20 protein-coding genes are annotated in these 22738 nt (G+C 58.8%); 1 reads left to right on the plus strand and 19 read right to left on the minus strand.

From position 1 onward, the window contains the following. Window positions 1–285: 285 nt before the first annotated feature. The 7 genes from ACYZT0_RS24620 to ACYZT0_RS24650 all read right to left on the minus strand — a co-directional run bounded on the left by ACYZT0_RS24620 (window position 286) and on the right by ACYZT0_RS24650 (window position 4845). A complete protein-coding gene (locus ACYZT0_RS24620) occupies window positions 286–594 on the minus strand; it encodes a type II toxin-antitoxin system RelE/ParE family toxin (protein ID WP_462043386.1) in 309 nt (102 codons plus the stop codon). Then, window positions 591–890 (minus strand): type II toxin-antitoxin system prevent-host-death family antitoxin, encoded by a 300-nt coding sequence (locus tag ACYZT0_RS24625; RefSeq protein ID WP_462043387.1) that lies wholly within the window; start codon window positions 888–890, stop codon window positions 591–593. The genes ACYZT0_RS24620 and ACYZT0_RS24625 overlap by 4 nt, the downstream gene beginning before the upstream one ends. A gap of 117 nt (window positions 891–1007) precedes the next feature. Continuing rightward, window positions 1008–1274 (minus strand): hypothetical protein, encoded by a 267-nt coding sequence (locus ACYZT0_RS24630; RefSeq protein ID WP_462043388.1) that lies wholly within the window; start codon window positions 1272–1274, stop codon window positions 1008–1010. 20 nt (window positions 1275–1294) lie between these two features. Beyond that, window positions 1295–1918: a hypothetical protein gene (locus tag ACYZT0_RS24635; RefSeq protein WP_462043389.1), complete on the minus strand. Its 624-nt coding sequence runs from the start codon at window positions 1916–1918 to the stop codon at window positions 1295–1297. Continuing rightward, entirely contained in the window at window positions 1915–2481 is a 567-nt protein-coding gene (locus ACYZT0_RS24640; RefSeq protein WP_462043390.1) for an RNA polymerase sigma factor, read from the minus strand. The genes ACYZT0_RS24635 and ACYZT0_RS24640 overlap by 4 nt, the downstream gene beginning before the upstream one ends. Before the next feature lies 1 nt (window position 2482). Beyond that, window positions 2483–4195 (minus strand): vWA domain-containing protein, encoded by a 1713-nt coding sequence (locus tag ACYZT0_RS24645; protein WP_462043391.1) that lies wholly within the window; start codon window positions 4193–4195, stop codon window positions 2483–2485. Between the two features lie 89 nt (window positions 4196–4284). Further along, entirely contained in the window at window positions 4285–4845 is a 561-nt protein-coding gene (locus ACYZT0_RS24650; protein WP_462043392.1) for a YbhB/YbcL family Raf kinase inhibitor-like protein, read from the minus strand. Window positions 4846–4984: 139 nt separating this feature from the next. Here ACYZT0_RS24650 and ACYZT0_RS24655 point away from each other — a divergent pair, with 139 nt between their 5' ends. Further along, window positions 4985–6514 (plus strand): FAD-dependent oxidoreductase, encoded by a 1530-nt coding sequence (locus tag ACYZT0_RS24655; protein ID WP_462043393.1) that lies wholly within the window; start codon window positions 4985–4987, stop codon window positions 6512–6514. A 353-nt stretch (window positions 6515–6867) separates the two neighbouring features. Here the strand turns inward: ACYZT0_RS24655 and ACYZT0_RS24660 are convergent, their stop codons facing one another. The 12 genes from ACYZT0_RS24660 to ACYZT0_RS24715 form a co-directional block, all read right to left on the minus strand. After that, window positions 6868–7497: a hypothetical protein gene (locus ACYZT0_RS24660; RefSeq protein WP_462043394.1), complete on the minus strand. Its 630-nt coding sequence runs from the start codon at window positions 7495–7497 to the stop codon at window positions 6868–6870. 326 nt (window positions 7498–7823) lie between these two features. Further along, a complete protein-coding gene (locus tag ACYZT0_RS24665; protein WP_462043395.1) occupies window positions 7824–8753 on the minus strand; it encodes a hypothetical protein in 930 nt (309 codons plus the stop codon). Beyond that, window positions 8750–12022, minus strand: coding sequence for a toxin VasX (locus tag ACYZT0_RS24670; protein WP_462043396.1), 3273 nt, complete (start codon window positions 12020–12022; stop codon window positions 8750–8752). The genes ACYZT0_RS24665 and ACYZT0_RS24670 overlap by 4 nt, the downstream gene beginning before the upstream one ends. After that, complete coding sequence (locus ACYZT0_RS24675; RefSeq protein WP_462043397.1) at window positions 12019–12852, minus strand: DUF4123 domain-containing protein; 834 nt, start codon at window positions 12850–12852, stop codon at window positions 12019–12021. Before ACYZT0_RS24675 ends, ACYZT0_RS24670 begins: the two co-directional genes overlap by 4 nt. Then, a complete protein-coding gene (locus tag ACYZT0_RS24680) occupies window positions 12849–14918 on the minus strand; it encodes a type VI secretion system Vgr family protein (RefSeq protein WP_462043398.1) in 2070 nt (689 codons plus the stop codon). Before ACYZT0_RS24680 ends, ACYZT0_RS24675 begins: the two co-directional genes overlap by 4 nt. Window positions 14919–15169: 251 nt before the next feature. Continuing rightward, the gene (locus ACYZT0_RS24685) at window positions 15170–16675 is read right to left on the minus strand and encodes a YdgA family protein (protein WP_462043399.1); all 1506 of its coding nucleotides are present in this window, start codon (window positions 16673–16675) and stop codon (window positions 15170–15172) included. A gap of 298 nt (window positions 16676–16973) precedes the next feature. Then, a complete protein-coding gene (locus ACYZT0_RS24690) occupies window positions 16974–17612 on the minus strand; it encodes an NADH:ubiquinone oxidoreductase subunit N (protein WP_462043400.1) in 639 nt (212 codons plus the stop codon). An 82-nt stretch (window positions 17613–17694) separates the two neighbouring features. Further along, window positions 17695–19143, minus strand: coding sequence for an efflux transporter outer membrane subunit (locus ACYZT0_RS24695; protein ID WP_462043401.1), 1449 nt, complete (start codon window positions 19141–19143; stop codon window positions 17695–17697). Next, window positions 19140–20027, minus strand: a complete 888-nt coding sequence (locus ACYZT0_RS24700) for an efflux RND transporter periplasmic adaptor subunit (RefSeq protein WP_462043402.1) — start codon at window positions 20025–20027, stop codon at window positions 19140–19142. The genes ACYZT0_RS24695 and ACYZT0_RS24700 overlap by 4 nt, the downstream gene beginning before the upstream one ends. Then, the gene (locus tag ACYZT0_RS24705; RefSeq protein ID WP_462043403.1) at window positions 20024–20233 is read right to left on the minus strand and encodes a DUF1656 domain-containing protein; all 210 of its coding nucleotides are present in this window, start codon (window positions 20231–20233) and stop codon (window positions 20024–20026) included. Before ACYZT0_RS24705 ends, ACYZT0_RS24700 begins: the two co-directional genes overlap by 4 nt. After that, a complete protein-coding gene (locus ACYZT0_RS24710) occupies window positions 20230–22302 on the minus strand; it encodes an FUSC family protein (RefSeq protein WP_462043404.1) in 2073 nt (690 codons plus the stop codon). Before ACYZT0_RS24710 ends, ACYZT0_RS24705 begins: the two co-directional genes overlap by 4 nt. Continuing rightward, a complete protein-coding gene (locus tag ACYZT0_RS24715) occupies window positions 22299–22727 on the minus strand; it encodes a MarR family winged helix-turn-helix transcriptional regulator (RefSeq protein WP_462043405.1) in 429 nt (142 codons plus the stop codon). Before ACYZT0_RS24715 ends, ACYZT0_RS24710 begins: the two co-directional genes overlap by 4 nt. Window positions 22728–22738 lie beyond the last annotated feature (11 nt).

Here is a 22738-nt window from a genome sequence, read left to right on the forward strand (position 1 = left end):
AAACGAGAAAGCCTCAGGCCGTAGGGTCTGGGGCTTTTTTGTGGGTGCTATCTTAGGGGCGCTGATTCCAGGAAGGGCCTCACCATCGACAACACGCGACTGATAAAGCAAAAAAACCACCGGTAGGCGCTGGCGACCTAATCAAAACTCGCAATTTGAGTCAGTAAGCGCAGCATCATTACGGGAAGGGAAAGCGTTTGGCAGAGGCAACTGTCAAGGAAGACTTGACGGTTCAATTGCTGGCTCGTTTATGTCGGTCGAAAGGTGTACCCCGGATGGTTTTACCTAATGATCAACACTGCTGGATTCAAACAGCCGGCCAATGTCTCTCGCGCTATGCAATACCCGCTCGATGTGAACATCGTTGTCGATCACGCTATAAAAGATCATATATCGACTATAAGAAATCATTCGCACGCCCTTGGAGCAGTCATCTCGAGAAATACCAAGAAGCGGCTGCGCAACCAGCCGTGAGCATTGCACGCGCAACTCTCCAACGAACGTCTTGGCGCGGGCAGGATTGTCACGGGCGATGTATCTCGCGATTTGCTGCAAATCATCTCGTGCATGTGCGGAGAAAAGCAGTTGCCTCATGAGCGCCCCTGCTCAGTTGCGACCTCATCAATGAGCGCGTCGAGCTCAGCAAATACCGTATCGGCGGCAATGGCTGGACGTGGATCATTGCGACTGGCAGCAATGGCCTCACGGACTTCTGCTGCCTGCAATCTATCCAGCAATTCCTGATAAGCAGCTTGCGGCAGGAGATAGGCGGCGGGACGGTTGTGGTTGAGAACAGCAATGGGCTCTGAGCCTGCCTGCTCGATCACAGTGCTGGGACTGCGTTTGAGTTCGGTGATGCTGACCGACCGGCTAGCGAGTAATTGCTCCATGACGGCTCCAAAGGTACGAAAAAAAGTACCTTATACTGCTCGATTTTCAGAACCACGGTCAACGAGCATCTGACCGAGGCCATCCACGCGTACAAAAAAACCGCCGAAGCGGTTTTTTCACACAGTCGTCCAGTCGAACTCGTCATATTCATCGTCTTCTTCATCCTCGATCAACTCATCATCAAGAACGTCTTCCTCAAGCGCTTCTTCTGCCTGCTTCGCCAGCAGAAACTCCTTACGACTCTCAGTAACCGCTCGCCGTAATTCCTCGCCCTTCACCGGGCAGTTGAGCATTTGGGCGATGCGGTCGATTTTTTTCGCCATGGCTTCCTCCAACGCATCGGCTATGGGCCGATAGTGCGCGCTTTCCGGTGTCGATGCCAAATTCGCGACCGCTGTGTCATTCAGTTTTTCTGCAACGCCTTGAGTCGGGCCATGAGATTTTCCTTGGGAAAGCGTTTGTGCAATGTCGCCATCAGGTCAGCAGCCGCTTGAGCCTGACCAGCCTTTTGCAGGCGGATCACTTCCCTTAATTGATCGTCGATAAACTTTGCCGGAGCTATTGCCGGGCGTTTGCTGACCTTCGCTTCGTCAGCCATTTCAGCGCTGATCGATTCGCTCTGCGCTGGGGCAGCAAGATCGGCCATCGGGGCCGCAGGCTCTGGCGCGGACATAGCGCCGGCCGGGGCAGCCATAGAACGCGCAACCGATGACGGTGCTTCTTTCTTGGCCACCGGGGCCGATGCTTTTGGCGCGGGTGCGAAGTCGTAACTCGGCAATTTCTCCGGCGCACGCTGCACCAGCGCCAGCATCAGGGCCACACCGATGAGGCTGGCAAATGCGACCTGCCAACGAGGTTTATGACAGGCCTGAACCCAGCGTTTCCACAGACCTGGTTTCTGTGCAGGGACTTCGCGTTGCGCTGTGGCGAGGATGAAAGCGTCGAGGTGGGACGGTGGTTCGCCGGCCGCATGCTCGCGAAAATGCTGTAGCACTTGGTCTTCTGGTGTAGGTCGGGCGTCAGTCATGTCAGTACCTCCTCGGCCAGCAGCCGACGCAGTTTTTGCTGGGCATAGCGCAAGCGGCTTTTGACGGTTTCCAGCGGTGTTTCGGTAAGGGTGGCGATCTGCGGCAAATCGAGATCGCCGTGGGCGCGGAGCAGGAACACTTCGCGCTGGTCAGCGGGCAGGTTTTGCAGGGCCGCTTCGAGGCGCTGGCTGTCGCGGCTCAGGCTCAGCAGTTGTTCGGGGTCGGCAGTGTCATCGCTCAACGCGTGGATCTGTTCGTCGTAGCTGTCGTGCAAGGGGTTGTGGATTCCGTGTTTGCGCCAGTGATCGATCAGTCGATTGCGGGCAATCTGGTAAAGCCAGGTTCGAAAATTCGCCCGGCCTTGTGGCTGACTGGTGCTGCGGATCAGGCTCAACCAGGTTTCCTGGTAAACCTCTTCGGCCAGCTCGGATTTACCGCTCAAGCCGAGCAGGAATCGGTAGAGCCCTTGGCGGTGACGAGCGTACAAAATCTCGAACGCCGGCCCGTCGCCTGCGCGATAACGGGCCAGCAGCGATTCATCGCTCGGATCAGGCGCAGACATATCAGTTGTAGCCTCCCTTAAGTGGCTCACTATTTGATGCGGTCGTGGTTCGCAGGCTCTGCGCCAACGCCACCAATTGCACGAATTCTGCCCGTAGACCGAATCGATCATCACCCCGTGCGCCACGGGCCAAGGCTTCCGTGTCTTTCAAGCTGAAATCACCGGTGTAACGCCCGTCCTTGAGCTGCTGGGAAAACGCCGCCACGGCCGCCGCAAATCTTAGGTCGTCACTGGCTTTGCCTTCAAAACCACCCGCAATCGGCCGCTCGATCAAGCGACTACTCCCACCCTCAGGTAGCTGATACCGCACTCGCAACATCGCCAATTCCCCGGTCTTTTCGGAAACAGCGGCCCCAGGACTGCCGTACCGCAGCGGCTCCAGCCAACCCTTTTCACCTTTGGCCACAATTTCGTACAACGCAGTCACCGTATGCCCTGCACCCACTTCACCGGCATCAACCTTGTCGTTAGTGAAATCCTCACGCTTCAACGCCCGGTTTTCATACCCCAACAGCCGATATTCACTGACCTGTGCCGGGTTGAACTCCACTTGCAGCTTCACGTTCTTCGCCACGACGGCGAGGGTCGCGCCGAGCTGATCCACCAGCACCTTGCGCGCCTCGCGCAGGTTGTCGATGTAGGCATAGTTGCCGTCGCCAGCATCGGCCAACTGTTCCATCAGGTGTTCATTGTAGTTATCCACACCAAACCCCAACGTGGTCAGGGAAACGCCGGTCTTGCGTTTATCCACAGCCATTTGTTTGAGGCTGTCGAAGTCGCTGATGCCGACGTTGAAGTCACCGTCGGTGGCCAGGAGGATGCGGTTGATGCCCTTGGGAATGAATGCTTGCTGCGCCATCTGATAGGCCAGTTCGATGCCTGACGCCCCAGCGGTGGAGCCGCCGGCGGTCAATTGATCGATGGCTGTACGAATCTTCGCTTTGTCGCATCCGGAGGTTGGCTCCAGCACCACACGCGAATCGCCGGCATAGGCGACCAACGAAACCCTGTCCTGCTCGCGCAATTGATCAACCAGCAATTTGAGGGTGCTTTTGACCAGCGGCAAACCCTCGCGTCGGTCCATCGAGCCGGAGACGTCCACCAGAAACACCAGGTTCGCCGGGGCCAACTCCGCTACCGTGCGGTCCGAGGCCTTGATGCCGATGCGCAGCAATCGGGTATGCGGGTTCCACGGTGACGGCGCCAGCTCGGTGGTCACGCCGAACGGCGAGCCATCGGTGGGCAATGCGTAATCGTAGGGAAAGTAATTGACCATCTCCTCCAGTCGGACCGCGCCTTCCGGTGGCAGGCGCCCCTGATTGAGCAAACGGCGCACGTTGGCGTAAGCGCCGGTATCGACGTCGGCACTGAAGGTCGAGACGGGCGCTTCGGCCACGCTGTGAATCGGGTTATCCGCCAGCGCTTGATACTGCTCCCGCTGCTCATCCCGATAGCCCTGCGCAGATGCCTCGCCCGCCGGCATCGGCGCATAGCTCGCCGTCGGTGCCGGGCGCACGCTGCGCTTGGCCATCGAGGCGTCCGCCATGACAGCCTCGCTGCGCACCAAGATTTCAGCCGGCAGCACAGCTTGAGCCGGTGGCGACACAGAAGCGGAATCAGGCTTGGATGAAACGCCGCAACCGGCAATGGCGAGCAGCAACCCGGCGGCGAAACCCTGGGCGGCCGGGCGGAGGAAATGCAGAGGGAGGGACATGGGGGCTGACCTCAGGAGGAAATTGATCCATTCATCCTCTGAGACGGACAGCCCGACAGGTTCGGGTTAAACCGCAGTGAAAAAAATCTTCAGCGGTGATAACGCCGCACCACGCTGCTGTTTCTCAGCACGTGGTCTTTGATCTTTTCCAGGAGCTGTGCGCGGGTAAGGCCAGCAGGCAAGGCGTCCGGTGCCAGGTCCAGGGCATAAATCTGGATGATGTAGTGGTGCGCACTATCGCCGACTGGAGGGCAAGGGCCGATGTAGGTCGTGGTGCCTTTGACGTTCGTGCCACCGACGCCTTCGAGGGCGGATTTGGCGCCGACACCGGCCGGAATCTGGTGGGTGGTCGATTTGATGCCGTAATGCACCCAGTGATCGACGCCTTGGCCTTTAGCGCCATCGGGGTCATGCATGACGATGGCGTAACTGAGGGTGCCCGCCGGGCCGGCGTTCCAGTTCAAGGCCGGTGACTGATTGTGCCCACCGCAATTGGGCGCATCGCTGGCGGCAGCCGAGGTGAACAGTCGATCGTCGGTGACTCCTGGGATGTTCAGGGTGAAACGCTCCTGGGCCTGCGCCGGAAACTGCACGCAAAGGGCGACTGCAACGGCCGCCAGCCAAGGGTTCAGAGAGGTCAATCGGGTCATACCGGAGCACCTTGTGCGGGTGGGGCCGTCGTCGGCGTGCAAACTATAGCCGGACCGTTCGTTCGGTGGCAGTGGGAATTGGCTGAACCTCGAGATAAGCGCCAAACTCTTAAGTGAAACGCTTGCCTGGAGAATGATCATGGCACTGCACCGCGTCGCCTGTTACGCCGACGTTCTCGAAGACCGTGGCCTGGAAGTGCGGATCGCGGACACCAAAATCCTCCTGCTGCGGGTCGGCGATCAATTGCGCGCCTATCAGGGCAAATGCCCTCACGCAGGCGCGCCGCTGGCCGAGGGTGCGCTGTGTCATGGCCGCCTGATCTGCCCGTGGCACAAGGCAACGTTTCGCATCGAGGACGGTGCGCTTTGTGAACCACCGGCCTTGGACAGCCTCAAACGCTATCCGCTGGAAGTGCGCGATGACGAGGTCTGGGTCGACGATCAGCCGATGCCCGACGCTCACACCCCACCGGCGGACGATGAGCGGACGTTTGTGATCATAGGCGCCGGCGCCGCAGGCACAGCGGGTGCGGCGGCGCTGCGCGAGAGAGGCTTCGGTGGCCGGGTGCTGTTGATCGACCGTGAAACCGACGCCGGTTACGACCGCACGGTATTGAGCAAATTCGTGATTGCCGGGGAGATGCCACCGGAAGAAGTCCCGCCGCTACGTGATGAACACTTTTACCGCGAACAGCGCATTGAGCGAATAAACGCTGAAGTGACGAGCCTGGACGCCGTGAACAAGACGTTGCAGTTGGCTAATGGTCTATCGCTGAGCTACGACGCCGCGCTGCTCGCCACCGGAGGCACACCCAATCCTCTTACGCTGCCTGGCGCCGACCTGCCGCAGGTGTTTGTGCTGCGTTCCAAGGATCAGGCGCTGCGAATTCTGGGCTTGGCAAAACCAGGCCAGCGAGCGGTGATCATCGGCGACAGTTTTATCGCCATGGAATCCGCGTCCTCCCTGCGTCAATACGGCCTGGACGTCACCGTTCTGGCTCGCCACGCCGTGCCTTTCGTCAAACAGTTTGGCGACGCGGTCGGCAAAGCGATTCGTGCCCTGCACGAGGCCAACGGCGTGGTGTTTCATACGGATGGCGAAGCAACGCACATCGAAGGAACCGTCAGGGTCGAAGCGGTGCGCCTGGACAACGGCCAATGCATACCGGCGGATTTGGTGCTGGTCGGCATTGGTGTCAGCCCGGCAACCGGCGCATTTACCGGCCTGCCCATGGAAAAGGACCAGTCGCTGAAGGTCGACGGCGGGATGCGCGTGACCGAAGGGCTGTGGGCCGCCGGCGATATCGCGACCTTCCCGCTCAACGGCCAGCCCCAACGGATCGAACATTGGCGCCTGGCACAGCAACAGGCGCGGATCGCTGCAATGAACATGCTCGGCGGCGACGAGCACTACCTCGGCGTGCCCTATTTCTGGACCTGGCATTTCGGTAAAAACTACGACTACCTTGGACACGCCGAGACTTGGGATGACGTCGAGTTCAAAGGCGACCCCGACCATCCACCCTTTATCGGGCTGTTCGGCAAGGACGGAGTAGTGGTCGCCGCGGTGGCTTGCGATAAAGAACGTGCGATAGCGCTGCTCGCCGAACGGATGAAGCAGCCGCTGCCGGTGGATGAGGCATGGCGGCTGATTCGGGATGTTGGCTAGACGCTGGACTAACCTCAAGCGATCGGCGTCGGGGCGCAGGTTTGCCGGGAGGCATACGTCGTAATCGGGTAGATCACCGTGTCCGGGGGTTAGCGGTGAGGGAAGTTGGGGCACGATTGTCTCTACGCCCCTTCCCTAAACAACACTTGTTCCACTTGCTCAGCCAGTTCAGCGTCGCGTTTGGTGATGGCGACTTTCAGCTCCGGGGAGCGTTTTGCCTACTGTTTTTGGGGTAATGGTTTTGACCATTCGATGATGTCGAGATAGGGCAGGTCGGGGGCGGGACGCCGGCCTCTTAAACAAAATCGGAATAAAAACTTCGACTGCAGTACAACATCATCAAAACTACCAACTCATACCTGAAACTTCCTTAGGCTTCTTACAGGGAAATTTATTTCACTCAGCGACAATGTAAAATCATTTAAAAAACGAGTTAACTCAGCCTTACTCAAAGACAAAACAAAACGAAATTGCTTTCCATCATTTGTTTCAATTACAACACCACGATCCCGAACCCAGAGCCACCCATCTTGAACATAGCCTGAAACGGATTTAATGCCGGCGAGAGATAGCACGTGTATAAAACGCTCTGAACCCACCGATATTTCGACAGAAACGCCTGCCGAGCTGAAACAAACATTCAAAACTCTCTCAATGAGATCACTATCGATAGGCTTACTCTTACTCTCAGACCACTCCACAACCACAATGACTACGGTCATAACGAGAAGTAACGCACCTAAACCAAGCATCGAATATGCAAAAACCTCAGAATACCGGGGCACCAAAAAAAAACGCACAATGGCGACTACGAACACCACAAAACCAAACACTACATAGGTAGTTGCAACCATTAACCTCCACCACAGAGAGCATGTTATTTCAGATACCATTTCAGATACCATTTCAGATAGCACTTCAGATGACAATTTAGGATAACGATAGGTCTTCTCGATGTAACTCAATGGAATTATCACACTCACTTCAATTTCTCCGCTTTCAAAATCAGTTAACAACATTGTTAAAGTATAAAATTACCGCAACACAAACCACCCTCCAACTACTGCACTTCATCCCACTGTCTGTCCAACCTCAAAATTTTATAATCGCCGCTCCAATGCCAATGAAAGTTTGGCACCCTGTCCGGATGGATACAGTTATGACAATTCGTCGATTTTCCTTGGAAGGCATTCGCTGACAGGTGCTACAGCGCAACCATTTAGGCGTCATATCGCGCCAAGGACGGAGTGGCATGTCGCGGCTGAGTGGGCTGTTTTGATCAGATTCCCGCAGCCTCGAATACTCGCCTTCAAGCTAACTCTCGCTCGGCGTGAGCGACTAGTTCAGCTTCGCGTTTGGTTATGGCTTCCTCCAGTTCCGGGGAGCGTTTGGCCCACTGCTCGGGGGGTAATGGTTTTGACCATTCGATGATGTCGGGATAGGGCAGGTCTGGCGGCGGATTCAGTTTCCACCGTTCAAGGACGTCGATCAGCAGCGTGTTGAAAATGAAGATCCCGCAGAAACCTTCCCACAAGATGGTTAAAGGCCAGCCTCTCAATTTTGCGGCTTTTACAAGATCATCCAGATAGGTCGCCCATATCCCTTTAGACCTGTCGAAACGTGCTGTTTGATCCTCAACAGCCTCCGGACCAATCTCCATGTAACTGCGCATGCACTCCCACAACGCCATCGCCGTGGTGCCGCCTCCACAGTTGAAACCCAGCGAAAAGTGTTTGTTGTCTTCCTTGGCCTGCGGGTCTGGGTTTTCGAAACCGATGATCAATAAGCCCATCGTGGCTTTACCAGCCTGACTGACCGACGAGTGTTGTGTGGCGGCGGCTGTGACGGTTTCCCAGGGCACGATCCAGTACTCGCCGTCGTCGCGTGGTACGCAGACTTCTCGGCGTTGCCGATTGAAGCGCACGGGTAAGGGCACTTCGCGGAATAGGCCATAGACCAAAAGCAAAATAGGGATGCCCACGATGATTAGCCCTCCGCCCCATATCAGAGGATCGGGAGTGATGTAGTTCAAAAGCGCAAATAGCAATACCATCGGCCACAGAACCATCACCGCCGAACCGATGCTGTAGCTACCAATATCGAGAAACACGTCGTTTTTGCGCCAGATGATATTGAGCACATCAGAGGGTTTTCTACCCGTGGGGATGGGTAACGGCGCCAGGTAGTCATTGCGCGAAAATATTCTTTTTTTCGTGGTGCCTGCCGGTGGCGTGCTCATGCTTTGTCCTTGGGTTGCAGGTAAATAGCGCCGGGGAGGTCCTCGCCGAGCGGGTAACTCGGCACACGATCCAGTTGAGGCGTCGGGTCGGCCTGCAGCTCTATCACGCCTGATGTGTCATTCAAGGTAAAGGCAAGCCCTCGTTCCCCGCCGATAAAGGTGCGGGCGCCGAGCATCGCGGTCAATGGGGTGCGATAACGCAAACGTAGCGAAACAGTACTGGGTGGCGTGCCCAATACGTTCGGCAGCGTATTAAAGGGGCCACTCAGGCGTAAGCCCTGACCTTCCTTGAACGGTATCCACTGACAGACGCTACTGGACAACCATTGAGGCGTCGTATCTCGCCAGGGACGCGGTGCTTTGTAGTGGTTGAACGGGCTGTTTTTGATCAGATCGCGGTAGCCCAGGGTATCCACGGGATCACCGACTATGCTCAGTTCCAGGTAGACACTGCTGGGCTCAGCCCCTGGCAAGTCGATGGTCAAAGCATTAATGGAACTGACGGAAGCCAGCCCGGATGGGCCATTGCTACTGCCCAGCACCGAGCTGCTTTGCATGCTGACCCGAGGCGTATAAAGAATGCGGTACAAACGGTCGAGTTCGTCTTGTTGGGCTTTGGGCGCTATAGGCTCCAGATTGATCGCCCGCGCTTTTGACCAACAGCAGAAGTTCAGTAAGTTTTGCAGCGGCGTCCGCTCAAAGAACCAGGCAACCAGGTACAGCACGCCTAACGCGGCAATAATCCAGTTCAACGGTCCCATGTACAGTGTGTAACGTAAAATCGCCGTTTCGACTTCAACCAATCCAGCCAGGGCTCTGCCGGTTTGGGCCATCCCCAACAGTGCCTGAGCACCAAAAGCACCGACCTGACCCGCGACCACGGTCTGACGCATCTCCAGCCACGGATCGACATGAGTATGTGCTCTCTCTAGCTGAGTCTGCAGAGACCTGTATTCGTTCACTGCGGCGGCAAATGACAATCCACCAATCACCCCACCAAACAGCGTAAGCGTCGGAGCCGCAGATGAACGAATCAGGAAACGATCCTTCCCGACCCCCTTCCGCACCTGGTTATCAACTACCGCCACCAACGCCGCTGCCGCATACAACGTCGCCGAAACCGTGTCATTCACCCGCCGACTGTCCATCCCCTCCAACACCCCGGCCTCACTCAAATAGTTATGCGCATTCAGCACGTTCAACAACAACGCCGCCAACGGCACCACCCCGCCGCTATTGGCCACAACAGGCGAGTTAACTATCCGCCCAACCCGCCCCGCACCAATAGCCCTCCCAGTCGCCTTCGCCCATTCGCCCAGCGCTTCACCCTGTTGCCCCAACAACTTCCACACCTGCCGGCCCGCCTCGGTCACGAACTGCAAACGCGTGTCGCTGCCCAAGCGTGCGGCGACAAAGACGCCCATCCATGAGCCGCTAAAGTTGTTGCCCCCTTTGAGCAACAACAGCGAAGCCGCCAGCCGGTTGACCAGCACACTCCATGCACTGCTCGCGTCTCGGGCCATCGCCGCGATGTCGTCCAGAACCGCTGAGCTCAAAGGAGCCAATGCCTGATGGGTGGCGCTGATGTTGTCGGAGGCCAGTGCTGCCATCAACTCGCCCAGGCGAGAGGTGTTGTTAATGGCGGCATCGATCGAGGGCGTCCAGGCGTTGAACAGTTGTTTTAGCGCGCCCCCATCAGCGGCGCGCACGTAGTCCGCATATTGCTCGGCGCCCTGGGCGCGCAGACATTGGGCGGTCAGGCAGCCGGTGGCCAGTTCGGTCAGCCAGTGGCGCGTCGTCAGGTCGTCGTAATCGACAAACCAGGTGCCGCTGAGCGAGCGGTTGAGGTACATGCCCCGGTCGGCAAACAACGCGGTGTGACGCTGTTCGATTTGTTGGTAGTGCGCCGCTGCCGTCTGCGCGAACCAGGTATTCATCGCATCGAGGTCGATGTACTTGCCGACCTTGGCACTGAAGTGATGATTGTTGAGGTTGGCGTGCTTTTCGGCGCGGTATTCGCGGACGATGAATTCTACTTCGGTGTACAAGTCCGCCGGAATAAAGGCTCGCACTGGTGCGACGATGGCTGCGATACGCGCATCCCGGCCGCTGGCTTCGGCCTGAGTGGGCTGGCCACCGTATTGACGAACCCGGGTTTCAGCCTTGAGTTCTTCATCCAGCCGATGCTGGGTGTCGAGCATGACTTGGCCCTGTTCGGGCGTGAGGGTGATTTCGCGAGCCTTGTAGCGGTAGCTGATGGACCCGGCCAGTTCGGCCCCGTCTTCGCTGATCAGGCTGCGCACAAACCCGCCGATGCTCAGCCGAACATTATTCTCGCCCAACCATTTTTCGTGACCAGCCTCAACCCATTCCTGCTCGTGATTGATGTCACGCAGCACGCCCAGGTCGTCATTCAGGCAGGCGAAGATAGCGAACAGGCCTTTGGTTTGTGCCTTGGCACTGTCCAGCCAATCCTGAGTGCCCTGGCCATCCCATGGTTCGGCGCTCCACTCGCCTGGCAGCTGGTTGCGGGCGCCGGGATATTGGGCGATGGCTTTGTCGCGCTCACGCACGCGGTGCATGGCGTCGGTGTAGGCCTTGATGTTGGCCGGCGTCGGGTCTTTCATCACGGTTTCGCCAAGCGCGCCGGTATCCTCAGCGCCCCATTGTGGGTCAGCCTTCATGAACTGGGCGAAGGTGCCGGGGATGAGTTCAGCCATGACCTCAACGGCTTTTTCCAACGGTGGGCAATGCTCGGCTTGCAGTTCATTGGCCACGGTGCGCAACGCCACATGACACATGTGCGCACGACGCTTGGCGCTGCTGTCGCTCAGCGATTTGCAGTGCTCGGGATTCAGTGGGAACTCGCTGTAGAGCATCCACGTGTCGTGGATTTTTTCCAGGGCCAGCCCCGTCAGGGTGGCGTCATGTACCAGTGTCGCGTCGGCTTCCAGCGCTTGCTCTTTGAGCAGACCATTAGGCGAGACGGCATAGCGTTTAAGGGGGCCTTTGTCCTGCCACAGATAAACAAATCCGGCCCGCAAGCGACGCGCCGCCATGGGACGGCTTTGAGTGGTCACGCCTGGGACGCAGCAAGGATTGGCGGCCTTTTCTTCAGCCAAGGCATAACGCACGGGCACGACGAAAATCTCGGCCTGGCTGGCCGGGCACGGCGTAAGCGTACTGTTGATATCGACGTGAGGTTGAGCCTTGGCGGCGCGTTCGGCCTGAGCGGCTCGGTCGACCATTGCCAGTTTTTCTGCGCTCATACGCCGGACTCCTTGTCGGTGAGCTGCTGACGCGTCAGCTCAGCATTCAGGTTATCCAGCCGTTCTTCGGGCGATACATCGGGCTCGGCCAACATCCTTCGGTAAGCGGCGTGATCAGGTGCATCGGGAAAGTCAGTGCCCAGCACAGCGTGGAAGCGAGCCCAGAGCAGGACTTCATCGATGGCGCTGTAGCCGTGACGACCGGCACGGTGCTGGCAATGAGAAGCCCACTGTTGCAATGCAAAGTCGTCCAGCCCTTGCAGGTATTCGGAAAAGTACTGCTGGCAGTGTTCGATCAACCGTTGGGCGAAGCGCTGCCGTTGGGCGGTGCCCAAGTGCTCCAGTTGCTCCGCAGACAGGAACAACCAAGGCTCATGCGCATACCGTGCAACGGGTTGATCCGGGTTTTCTTGGTGGAGATCCAACTCCGGAAGCCGGATCCGACTCACAGGCCCCATCAAGCGATCACGCTCGCAGGCGGACAACTGCGCTAGCCACAATGCCGCGATACGAGGGTCGTGGTAACGGAACAAGACCGTGACATCCCCTTCGACACGAACGTGAATCAGGCTACGTAAATGCTCAAGCACTACAGCTTCTTGCGCCTCTGACTCCAGCCAGATACCGCACGTCGCACTCCAGTCCCGAAAAAAGGTCTGGGCCAGCGGGCTATTGTTAGCAACAGGCACCAAGACCGGCCCGACTTCCTCCAATGGGCCATAAGCAGTGTTTTGGTAAAGCGATTGGAATGTCGTGCTCCCCAGCTCAAATAGACGCTCGGGCAGATGTTCAATCTGGGCGCGATCCAGCAGCAGATAAGCCTGACTCATGCCGATATCTCCGCCAGTTTTTGACACACGGCACAGATCGGTGCGGCCTGTTGTGCTGCCTGAGTCAATGCCAGTTTTTGCGCGGCCAGTGATGGCGCAATCAGCGCCTGCGCAGCCACCGGAACCAATGAAAGCGCGGGCTGAACAGGCACACCGGCCACCGGCGCCCCACCCTCGACAACGGCCACGCTGCTGAAAATCCCGCCGGCGTTGATGACGATGTGGTGACCGCCAGCCTTGAGCGTCAGGCTCATCCCCGCATCAATCACCACGTTGGCAGCGGTGACGTGGGCCTGTGAACCGGCCTGAATCACCAACGTGCCGCCTGCCGTGGTGCTGCTGTTGCCGGTGATAGAAATCAGCTCGTTGCCGCCGATCACGGTGTTGCGCGCGCCTTGGGTGGTGTGTAGTTCGTCGCCCTTGATCAGACTGGCGCTGTGGTTGTCCACCTGTTCGAAACGGTCGTTGCTGATCAGGCTGTGGCTGTCCCGAGTGACCTGTTCTCGGCGATCGTTACCGATCTTGGTATCGCTGTCGTTGAGGATCAGCTGTTCGATATCGCGCTGCGCCCGCAGGTAAATTTTTTCCTGCCTGGCGCGGTCTTCAAGCGACAGTTCGTTGTAACCACCGGTGTGCGGGGAGCTGTGGCTGCGCCATACGGTTTTGGTTTTGTGCTCGGGCAACGAATACGGTACTGAGGTGACGGTGTTGGCCACACACCCGGTGATCAATGGTTGGTCGGGGTTCCCTTCCAGGTAAGTGACGACGACTTCCATGCCAATGCGCGGGATGGTCACTGCACCGAAACCTTCCCCAGCCCAACTGGATGACACCCTTAGCCAGCAACTGCTTTTTTCACTGTTGAGTTCGGCCCGATCCCAGGGCAGCTCGACACGGACACGGCCATATTCATCGCAATAAATCTCTTCGCCGACCGGCCCGGTGACTCGAGCGGTCTGGCTGACCAGCACGGTTTGGCGTGGACGCAAAGGTGGACGGTAAAACACGTCCCAGGGAATGGCGCTGAAGCGGTTGCGATAGCCTTGGGTAAAGCCGTCTTCGGGTTTGACGTCGCTGCTAATGGCCTCTTCCAGTGACTGAGGCTGCTTGCCAGCGTGCGTCACGCTGAGCAACAGCCACAAATCGTTGCAGGTTTTGCGCGGGTGTTCGGTCAGGTCGAACAAGTGACCGCAGCGCAGCGTGAGCTGATCACTTTTGCCCTCAGCTAACTGGTAATCGGTGCGGTGCCGCTCCAAGGCCTGACGAGCGAGCTGTTTGCCGCGTTTTTCGTTCTCGATGAACACCGGGTAACGATAGTCTTCCAGCTCTGGGCTGAACGCGGCAGTAAAGTGACTTTCCAGCAGCAGACTCGGTCGTTTCAGGTCATAGTCCCGGCGCGTGACCGTGCTGGTGCGGGCGCTGAAACGCATGGAAAACTGGCTGACCACCGGGTGCTCCGCCACCATGCCGGAGTCTTGCTGATAAGGCGTTTCGCCCAGTTTGGGGAAGTAGGTCTGGTCATCGGTGAACACCAGCAAATGACCGTCTGGCGAATGCTGGTGATGCCAGGCGATGCCGTCCTCGGCGCATAAACGTTGGACGAACTCGAAGTTATTTTCCCCATATTGCGTGCAGTACTCGCGCTCGGGGCTGTTGCTGACATGAAAGACAAACGCATCGGCCTGAATGCCGTGACCCTTGAACACCTGAGCGATGATTTGCGGCACCGTCAGGTTCTGGAAAATCCGCTGATTGTGGCTGAACTGCAAGTAGTGCAGCGTCGGTACCAGGGTCAGGTGATAACGGGTCAGGCGTTTGCCGGCTTCACCGACAAACACCTCTTCGATGCGACCGTGAAGGCCTTCGCCGTTAAGACCGAACTGGAGAAATGCAGGTTGGCTGAGCAGACTCTCCAGATCAAAATCAGGGTGCTCGCTGACCAGTTCAACCTGGATCGCGTACAAAGCACTGATGGCCTCCACACCGTCAAAGGCGAGCACTTTGAAATCGTTACGAACAGCGGGGATGTGCAGCGCAAAATGCGCCGTATTGGCCGATCCGAACACACGCTTATCCTTAAGCAAAGAGGAAATGAAGCGCGATATCCAAACCCTCCATGGTCTGTGCACGCGAAATTGGCGGGCACGTTATCAACGGGGGAAGCGGATTTATGTAGGAAGGGTCTTCTAATACAGCGAGACTTTTCCGTTTTTCAGAAAATTGGGCGTCGCTCCTTATCCCGTTTCAAACGCCGGACAGCAAAACGCCCGGCGTCTGCATTACGCAGAGGCCGGGCGTCGGTGGGTAAATCCTGGTTTTACTGGACGGTGACATTACCGCCGAGTTTGCCCATGACGAACCCGACAAACTCTTCGACGGTCATTTTCTGGCCGTTGAATTCCACCTGATTATTGGCGTAGTGCAGTTTGGAGACGATGTTATTGCCGTCCAGTTTGGCCAACTGCGTGCCGACCGCCATGCTGCTGAACATGTCGGCGGTGGCGGTGGCCTGATCAGCGATGAGCTTGGCGTCGGTCTGGCCGTCAATTTGCGACTGCACGCTCAGCAGGTCAACGAGCATTGGCTTGGACACTTGCACGTTGACGTCCAGCAGCGCGATCAGTTGTTGGGTAAGCTGGTCTGGCGGCAGGTCCATGGATTGTGGTTTGGTCAGGTCGAGCACCAGGTTGGCGCGGCTTTCGCCATTGGGGGTGTTGAACGACAGATTCTCCAGGGCGACCTGCGGGCCGGCGGCCAGCAGTTTCTCCAGGCCGGTTTTGACTTGCGCCTCTTCGGCCGGGGTCAAAACCAACTCTGGGGCCGGTTCACCCGCAGCAGCGGCCTCAGCGGCGGCCTTCTCGTACGGTTGCAGTTTGGTCTGGTAAATCTGCATCAGCGACATTGTTGCCGGGATATCGAGGTTCTTCAGGCTCATGGCCATTTGCGCAGACCCGACAGCCTTGCCGTTCAAGGTCACCTCACCCACCTTGTAATCGGCACGCCCCGAAGCGCTGGTGCCCGATTCCTCGGTTTGGTTCTTCATTTCAAATTTCTTGAAGCCCAGTACCGACTGCTTGGCGCCGAAGGTGGTCTTGCTGTCGGTCAGCTCGACGGTGTTCTCGCCGGTGTAGTATCCGTAAGTACTTTTTGTCAGGTTGCTGGCCAGGGTCAGGCCGTTCAGTTCGACCTTCACCGGCGTCTGATCTTCGGCGACCGTGCTCAGCGTCAGGCTGTCCATGTAGCCGTTGGCCTTGACCTTCTGCGCTTGAGCGCTGGCGGCGACATCAAGGTTCAGCCCGGAAAATTTCAGGCTGGACTTATCGTCAAGCGCCACGTCCAGCGGCAGCAATTCGAGGGTGCCCTTGGTGGAGTTGTCGTAGCCGATGTTGACCACGCCCGTCAGAGGGGATTTGTCCTTGGCTGCGGCGAACCACTTTTCGGTGGTCGGGGTTCTTTCCAGTTCGTAGTGACTGGTGGCCAGGACCGGCAGCCACTTCAGCGACATCAGGCGCGAGAACGGCAACGGACCGTGTTCAATGTGATCGACAAACAGCAGCTCCACCGGTGCTTCACCGAACATCTCGCCTTGGCCCTTGAGGCGGTAGTGCGCGGTGCTGCTGAATACATTGCGCTCCAGCGACACCAGTTCCAGCGACGCTGTGCCTTTGGAACCGACCAGCGCGGTTTGCAGCTCTTTATTGGCGTCGGCGATCGAGGTGTTCAGCACACCTTCGAGTTTGGTCCCGGTGTACCAGGCACCGCCGGCGCTGATTGCACCGATGGCGACCACAATTCCTAGAAGCACGCCTGCTGATTTATTCATGAATTACCCGATCAATGTCCGTTGTTGAAGGTGTGGTCGTCTTCCCTGAACCCATGACGGGTTGCGGTCACGACTGCGCAAAAAGTGGGATGCAGATTAGCATCAGGCGCGCAGGGCAACCCAATGATTAAAGGTTAAAGAGTGTCTATGGACCGTGCGTGGGGGTGAGAGTTTCGGTGGGCATTAAATCGCCTTCGCGGGCAAGCCTCGCTCCTACAGATATCGCGTGATCCTTGTAGGAGCGAGCGATGCGGCGACCCGACTTGCCCGCGAAGGCGTCAGTACAGGCAACATCAATTCAGGAATACTGAACCTCGATCTCATCCAGCTGATGATCAAAGCTCTTGAGCCGTGCAGTCCATGTATAGACCAGCACCTCGAAGTCCCGATTGATCACCGCCGTGCCGCTTGGGGATTCCGAGCGCGGGTCGCAGAAGTCCAGTTGATAACGTTCGCGGGCCATGGCGTTGGCGACATCGGAGAGTTCACGGGCGTTGTTGAGCCAGTGCCAGCCGTCCTCGGACATTTGCTTGTCCAGCGCCTGGCATTGTTTTTTCAGGGTTTCGAGGCTTTTTTCCAGCGGCGTGCCGGTGAGTTCGCCCATGACTTCCTGGAACGTACGCCCCGGTTGCCAGTAACTGCCCCAGAAATACCGATCGAACACCGTTTCGACACGGCGCAGCGCGACCTTGGTGTCCCAGATCAACACCAGAGTCTTGCCTTGTTCGAGTTGTCTTTTTTTGATGCGCTGGCCCTGGAACGAAGACCAGGCCACCACCACGATTGCCATCACGGCAATCAGTGCTGAAGCGCTGTCGAGGAACACCAGAGCCTTGTCAATCTGGTGGGCCAGCATGATGCCGTAGAAATAGGTGGCCGATAGCAACACCAATGCCGCAATAGCGCACCAGAAGCCGGGAGCATAAGGGTTTTTCATTATTGGAATCCCCATGACCAACGCGAGCCTTGAATGATGAGCTCGTCGCGCGACCTCATCAAATCAAAGCATAGCAACGGCCTCAGGGTTTGCCGGGCTGTGACGCTTGCGTTCGTCCGCTTTCCCAACCGCCGCCCAACGCGAGGAACAAATCGATCTGGCTCATGGCAACTTGCGTGTTGGCAGAGGCCAGTTGCGCCCGCACATCGGTGTAGGTGCGGGTCGCTTGCAGGTCCGCCAGGAACGATGCGCGACCGGCCTGGAAGAAGCGGTGGGTCTGGTCTGCCGCCAGTTGCGCCGACTGCTCGGCGTCAGCCAGCGCATCGCGACGTTGCAACAACGCGGAGTACTGGGCCAGACCCGTCTGGGTTTCGCGGATGGCGTTGAGCACCACACCATCGAAATGTGCCAGCGCACCTTGGGTGGCGGCTTCGGCCTCGCGAATTCGTGCGCGAGAGCCGTTGGACGGCACGGTCCAGGTCAGCAACGGCCCGAAGCCCCAGCGATTGGTCGCCGGTTTGCCGAGGTTTTCCAGGATGCCGACGGTACCAACGGTCGCGCCGATGCTGATGTCCGGGTACAACTCGCCGGTGGCGATGCCGATGCCGGCGGTCGCGGCAGCCAGTCGTCGCTCGGCCTGCCGCACATCGGGGCGACGCTTGAGCAACGTCACGCCGTCACCCACCGGCAACAATTGCGTAATTTTCGGCAGTTCGGCGCAGCTGTCGGTGCCGGCCGGCAGTTGATCCAGCGGTTTAGCCAGCAGCATCGACAACCGGAACAAACCGGCCTGACGCGCCGCCTCATAGCGCGGCATGTCGGCACGCAAGGATTTGAATTGGGTTTGTGAGCGGGTGACCTGGGTTTCATCGCCACGCCCGGCGTTCCGCAAGCGCTGGATCAGCGTGTTGCCCTGGGCTTGCAAGTCGAGGGAATGCTGGGCGATTTCCTGCTCTTCGTTGGCCGCGCAGACTTGGGTATACGCCCGAACCACATCAGCCACCAAGGTGATCCGCGCCGTATCCGCCGCAGCTTGAGTCGCATCGGCATTGGCCTTGGCCGCCTCGATGCCGCGTTGCAACGTGCCAAACAGATCGAACTGATACGAGGTGGTAATGCCAATGTCGCCGACGTTGGCCACTGGCACTTTCTCCGGTAGCAAGAACGCTTCGCCGGACTCCTGCAAACGCTGGGCGCCTATCTTCACGCCGCCGCTCCAGCCACCGGCAGCTTGAGCCTCATCGACCTGCGCACGTGCCCGGGAAAGGTTCGCCGCCGCCACGCGCAAATCGGTGTTGGAGGCCATGGCCTGCTGGACCAATTGATCGAGGCGCGGGTCCTGATACAAGCGCCACCAATCGCTGGGCACCGGTGCCGAGACGACATTTTTGCCGTTCACCGCCAAGTCGTCCTGCAAGTCTTCACGGTGTACGGCGGCCTCGTCCGGCACGTGATAATCCGGCCCGACCACCTGGCAGGCTGACAACAACAGGCCTAATCCGGAGATAGCCAAACCCGAGGCCCTGCTCATTTCGCCGGCTCCCGGGTTTGATCGTCAATGATCGACACCGTGGCGGTACGCCCGGCGATCATGCGGAAATCCGTCGGCACGTCATCGAAAGCGATCCGCACCGGAATCCGCTGGGCCAGCCGCACCCAACTGAACGCCGGGTTGACGTTGGGCAGCAGGTTGCTGCCGCTGCTGCGGTCGCGGTCTTCGATGCCGGCGACGATGCTTTCCACATGCCCGCGCAGGCGAGCGCGGTCGCCGATGACCCGAATATCGACGCTCTGGCCGACATGAATGCCGTCCAGTTTGGTTTCCTCGAAATAACCGTCGATGTGGAACGAATGGCTGTCCACCACCGACAACACCGGGCGCCCGGCCGTGACAAATTCCTGAGTTCGCGGTGCACGGTCGTTGACGTAGCCGTCCACCGGGCTGCGGATGGTCGAGCGGTCGAGGTTGAGTTGAGCGCTGTCCACGGCCACCTGAGCTTCTATCAACGCCACTTCGGCGCGGGCCACCCGGGACTGGCTTTCTTCCAGTTGCTCGCCCGGCACCAGATTGCCGAGGCCACGGTTACGCTTGGCTTCGCGTTGCGCCTGAGCCAGGGTTTCCTGACGGTCGGCGACCGCTGCCTTGGCCTGACGCAAGGCCAGTTTGAAACGGTCCTGATCGATGCTGAACAGCACTTGGCCACGTTTCACTAATTGGTTGTCACGCACGTCGACGCGCTGGATCAACCCGGACACGTCCGGCGCGATCTGCACGATGTCGGCACGGATGTGGCCGTCCCGGGTCCAGGGCGCGAACATGTAATACATCACCATGCGCCAGACCACGACGACGGCGAAGGTCACGATCAGCAGGGTCAAGACCACGCGACCGAGGGTCAAAAAAGGTTTTTTCATGTCATCAGGTATCGACTGAGTGAGTCCACGACGCCGAGCAGCACGGCGTAGAGAGCCACGTTAAACAATGCCCGGTGCCAGACCAGACGGTAAAAGTGCAGGCGCGTCAGCAACCCGTGCACCAGCAGGTACAACACATACGTAATGCCCATCAGCACTAGCAGCGTGGGCAGAAACACCCCGCTGATATCCAGATCACCGATCATAAAGGCGCTCCATCGATGCCATGGGGAAGCTGTTCTTCGAGCTCGCCGCTGCCGACGAATTCCACCCCTGGCAGCAGCGACAGGCGCAGACCGCTCAGGGCGTGCAGCAAATGCAGACGGGCGCCCTCATCGCACTCCGTGTTGAGGGCACGACGGGTGCGGTCCAGGGTCATCAGCAACGGACTCGGTGCCGGCAAACGTTCGCCAGCCTTGAGGCAGGCTTTAAAATACTCGCCGACCTCGGCCACCACTTGGTGCAGCAGCGCTTGCGGTACGCCGAGGACTCGCGGCGTATAGGCGAGCAAGTCCAGCAGGTTCAGCGCCACGCGCACTTCCCGCAGGGCGATGCCAGTGTCCTGGCCGGTCATGGCCAGGCGCGGTAGGTGCTGCATCAGGCGATCGAGCATCTGCACGCCCAAGTGCCGGTGCTCAGACAACGACGCCGGCTCGGTCAGGCTGACAATGTCGCGCCAGCTGAAACGGGTCAGACGCTTGGCCGCCAGTTCGGCGCCGAACGGCCGGGCGATCAGGGTCCAGACGAAGGCGAACAACAAGCCCACGGGACCGGCGAGGTTGGCGTTGGCGAAGCTGAGGAAATCCGCGTCGTAGGCGCCTTGAATGCTGATGAAGGACGAGGTGTTGACGAGGGTCAGCAGCATGCCCAGATAAAACTGCGGCTTGACCGTCAGGGTGCCGATGCAAATAAACGGCACGGCAAACGCCAGCACCAGCATCGGGAAGTCATGCAGATTGGGCAGGACCAGAAACAGATAAAGACTGGCGAACAACACCGACATCGCCGTCCAGAAAAAGAATCGATAAATCTGCGGTGCCGGGTCGTCCATCGAAGCGAAAAAGCTGCACGCCACCGCCGCCAGAATGACCGCAGCGCCACCGTCGGTCCAGCCGAGCAAAATCCACAGCACCGAAGCGACGATGATGGCCGTGACCGTGGACGCCGCCGAATAGAGCATCAACCCTCGGTCGAGAAACGGCGACAGCCGACCGAGCCGCCAGTGCCGATAGACCGCGCGCCAGCTGTCCTGGCTTTCGCACTGGATGGCGTACTGCAGGCTGCGACAGTCCTGCCACACATCGATCCACTCGCCGAGGCGATACAGGGCGTTGGAAAACAGCAATTGCTTGCGATCATTCAGCGCCTCGGCACTGGGTTGCAGGGCATCGAGCTGGGTTTTCAGCGTTTGCCAGCGGTCCAGGTCGGCGTCTTTGTGGCCGAGCCATTCGGTGGTCGCGGCCAACAACGGCGCGAATTTATCCACAAGCTCGGGCGTGCGCCGCTCAAGGGCATAAAGCGCGTCTTCCAGGGCGTCGATCACTGGCAGCAGGTGAATCATGCGGCCGCGCAGTTCCTTGGTGTTGCGCACCGTTTGCGGCCGCGCGCCTTCGTGGGGCAACTGACCGATCATCAATTCCAGCGTGTTGAAGGTCGCAACCATCGAGGAGCGTAGCGCGCTGACTTCGTCCGGCTGCACATTGCGGCTGAGGAAACGCAGGCTGTAAGTCGAGGCATCGGTAAACCATGTGTTCACCGAATCGTTGAACACCGGCGCCAGCCGCCGGGGCCAGAACATCGCGCCAACCACCGCCGCCACAGCGATGCCGAGGAAGATTTCTTCAGTCCGCGCTTCGGCCACGTCCCACACCGCCAATGGGTTATCCACGACGGGCAGGGCGATCAGCGGCAAGGTGTAGCCGGCGAGCATCAAGGCGTAACTGTTGGCGGTGCGCAGGTGCAGCGACAGGAACAACAGAATCCCGGTCCACAGCGCAATGACCACCACCAGCACATAAGGGCTCTGGACAAACATCGGCACGAAAAAAACCGCCGCAGCGGCGCCGAGGAAGGTGCCGACCGCGCGGTACAACGCCTTGGAACTGGTAGGGCCGACAAACGGACTGGAAACGATATAGACCGTGGCCATCGCCCAATAAGGACGCGGCATTTGCATGAGCATGGCGATGTACAGCGCGATCATCGATGCCGCGAACGTCCGTACACCGTAGAACCAGTCCCGCGCCGGGGGAATGCCGGTGAAAAACCCGCTCAAGGGTTCACCACCGGCAGATGATTGGCCGATTCAAACGCTCTCAGCACCCGCAACGCCGCTTCCAGATCGCTCTGGTCGATCCCTTCAAGCACTTCATGGCGCAAGCGCACCAGCTCGATCTCGACGGCTTGCACCAACTCACGGCCCGTCTCGGTCAGGCTCAGGCATTTGGCGCGCCGGTCATGGGCATCTTCGGTGCGGCAGACGTAACCGGCATGACACAGTTGATCCAGCAGGCGCACCAGGGACGGGCTCTCCATCCCGGCCGCCTGCGCCACCGTCACCTGCCGCACACCCTCGCCCAAACGCCCGATCATCAACAACGGGACGGCGCAGGCTTCGGAGATTCCATAGTTGACCAGCGTGGTCTGGCAGATCTTCCGCCAATGCCTGGCGGCCACCACCATGGAACTGCTGATGTTCATCTGGAGAGCGT

This window comes from Pseudomonas sp. ZS1P83 (assembly GCF_054897825.1).

Bases quoted from the DNA above. Each gene is read 5' to 3' on its own strand.
- ACYZT0_RS24705 (WP_462043403.1), bottom strand. From the start codon at position 20,233: ATGATCGGTGATCTGGATATCAGCGGGGTGTTTCTGCCCACGCTGCTA.
- ACYZT0_RS24655 (WP_462043393.1), top strand. From the start codon at position 4,985: ATGGCACTGCACCGCGTCGCCTGTTACGCCGACGTTCTCGAAGACCGT.
- ACYZT0_RS24625 (WP_462043387.1), bottom strand. From the start codon at position 890: ATGGAGCAATTACTCGCTAGCCGGTCGGTCAGCATCACCGAACTCAAA.
- ACYZT0_RS24650 (WP_462043392.1), bottom strand. From the start codon at position 4,845: ATGACCCGATTGACCTCTCTGAACCCTTGGCTGGCGGCCGTTGCAGTC.
- ACYZT0_RS24640 (WP_462043390.1), bottom strand. From the start codon at position 2,481: ATGTCTGCGCCTGATCCGAGCGATGAATCGCTGCTGGCCCGTTATCGC.
- ACYZT0_RS24645 (WP_462043391.1), bottom strand. From the start codon at position 4,195: ATGTCCCTCCCTCTGCATTTCCTCCGCCCGGCCGCCCAGGGTTTCGCC.
- ACYZT0_RS24695 (WP_462043401.1), bottom strand. From the start codon at position 19,143: ATGAGCAGGGCCTCGGGTTTGGCTATCTCCGGATTAGGCCTGTTGTTG.
- ACYZT0_RS24620 (WP_462043386.1), bottom strand. From the start codon at position 594: ATGAGGCAACTGCTTTTCTCCGCACATGCACGAGATGATTTGCAGCAA.
- ACYZT0_RS24690 (WP_462043400.1), bottom strand. From the start codon at position 17,612: ATGAAAAACCCTTATGCTCCCGGCTTCTGGTGCGCTATTGCGGCATTG.
- ACYZT0_RS24665 (WP_462043395.1), bottom strand. From the start codon at position 8,753: ATGAGCACGCCACCGGCAGGCACCACGAAAAAAAGAATATTTTCGCGC.
- ACYZT0_RS24715 (WP_462043405.1), bottom strand. From the start codon at position 22,727: ATGAACATCAGCAGTTCCATGGTGGTGGCCGCCAGGCATTGGCGGAAG.
- ACYZT0_RS24635 (WP_462043389.1), bottom strand. From the start codon at position 1,918: ATGACTGACGCCCGACCTACACCAGAAGACCAAGTGCTACAGCATTTT.
- ACYZT0_RS24685 (WP_462043399.1), bottom strand. From the start codon at position 16,675: ATGAATAAATCAGCAGGCGTGCTTCTAGGAATTGTGGTCGCCATCGGT.
- ACYZT0_RS24675 (WP_462043397.1), bottom strand. From the start codon at position 12,852: ATGAGTCAGGCTTATCTGCTGCTGGATCGCGCCCAGATTGAACATCTG.
- ACYZT0_RS24670 (WP_462043396.1), bottom strand. From the start codon at position 12,022: ATGAGCGCAGAAAAACTGGCAATGGTCGACCGAGCCGCTCAGGCCGAA.
- ACYZT0_RS24700 (WP_462043402.1), bottom strand. From the start codon at position 20,027: ATGAAAAAACCTTTTTTGACCCTCGGTCGCGTGGTCTTGACCCTGCTG.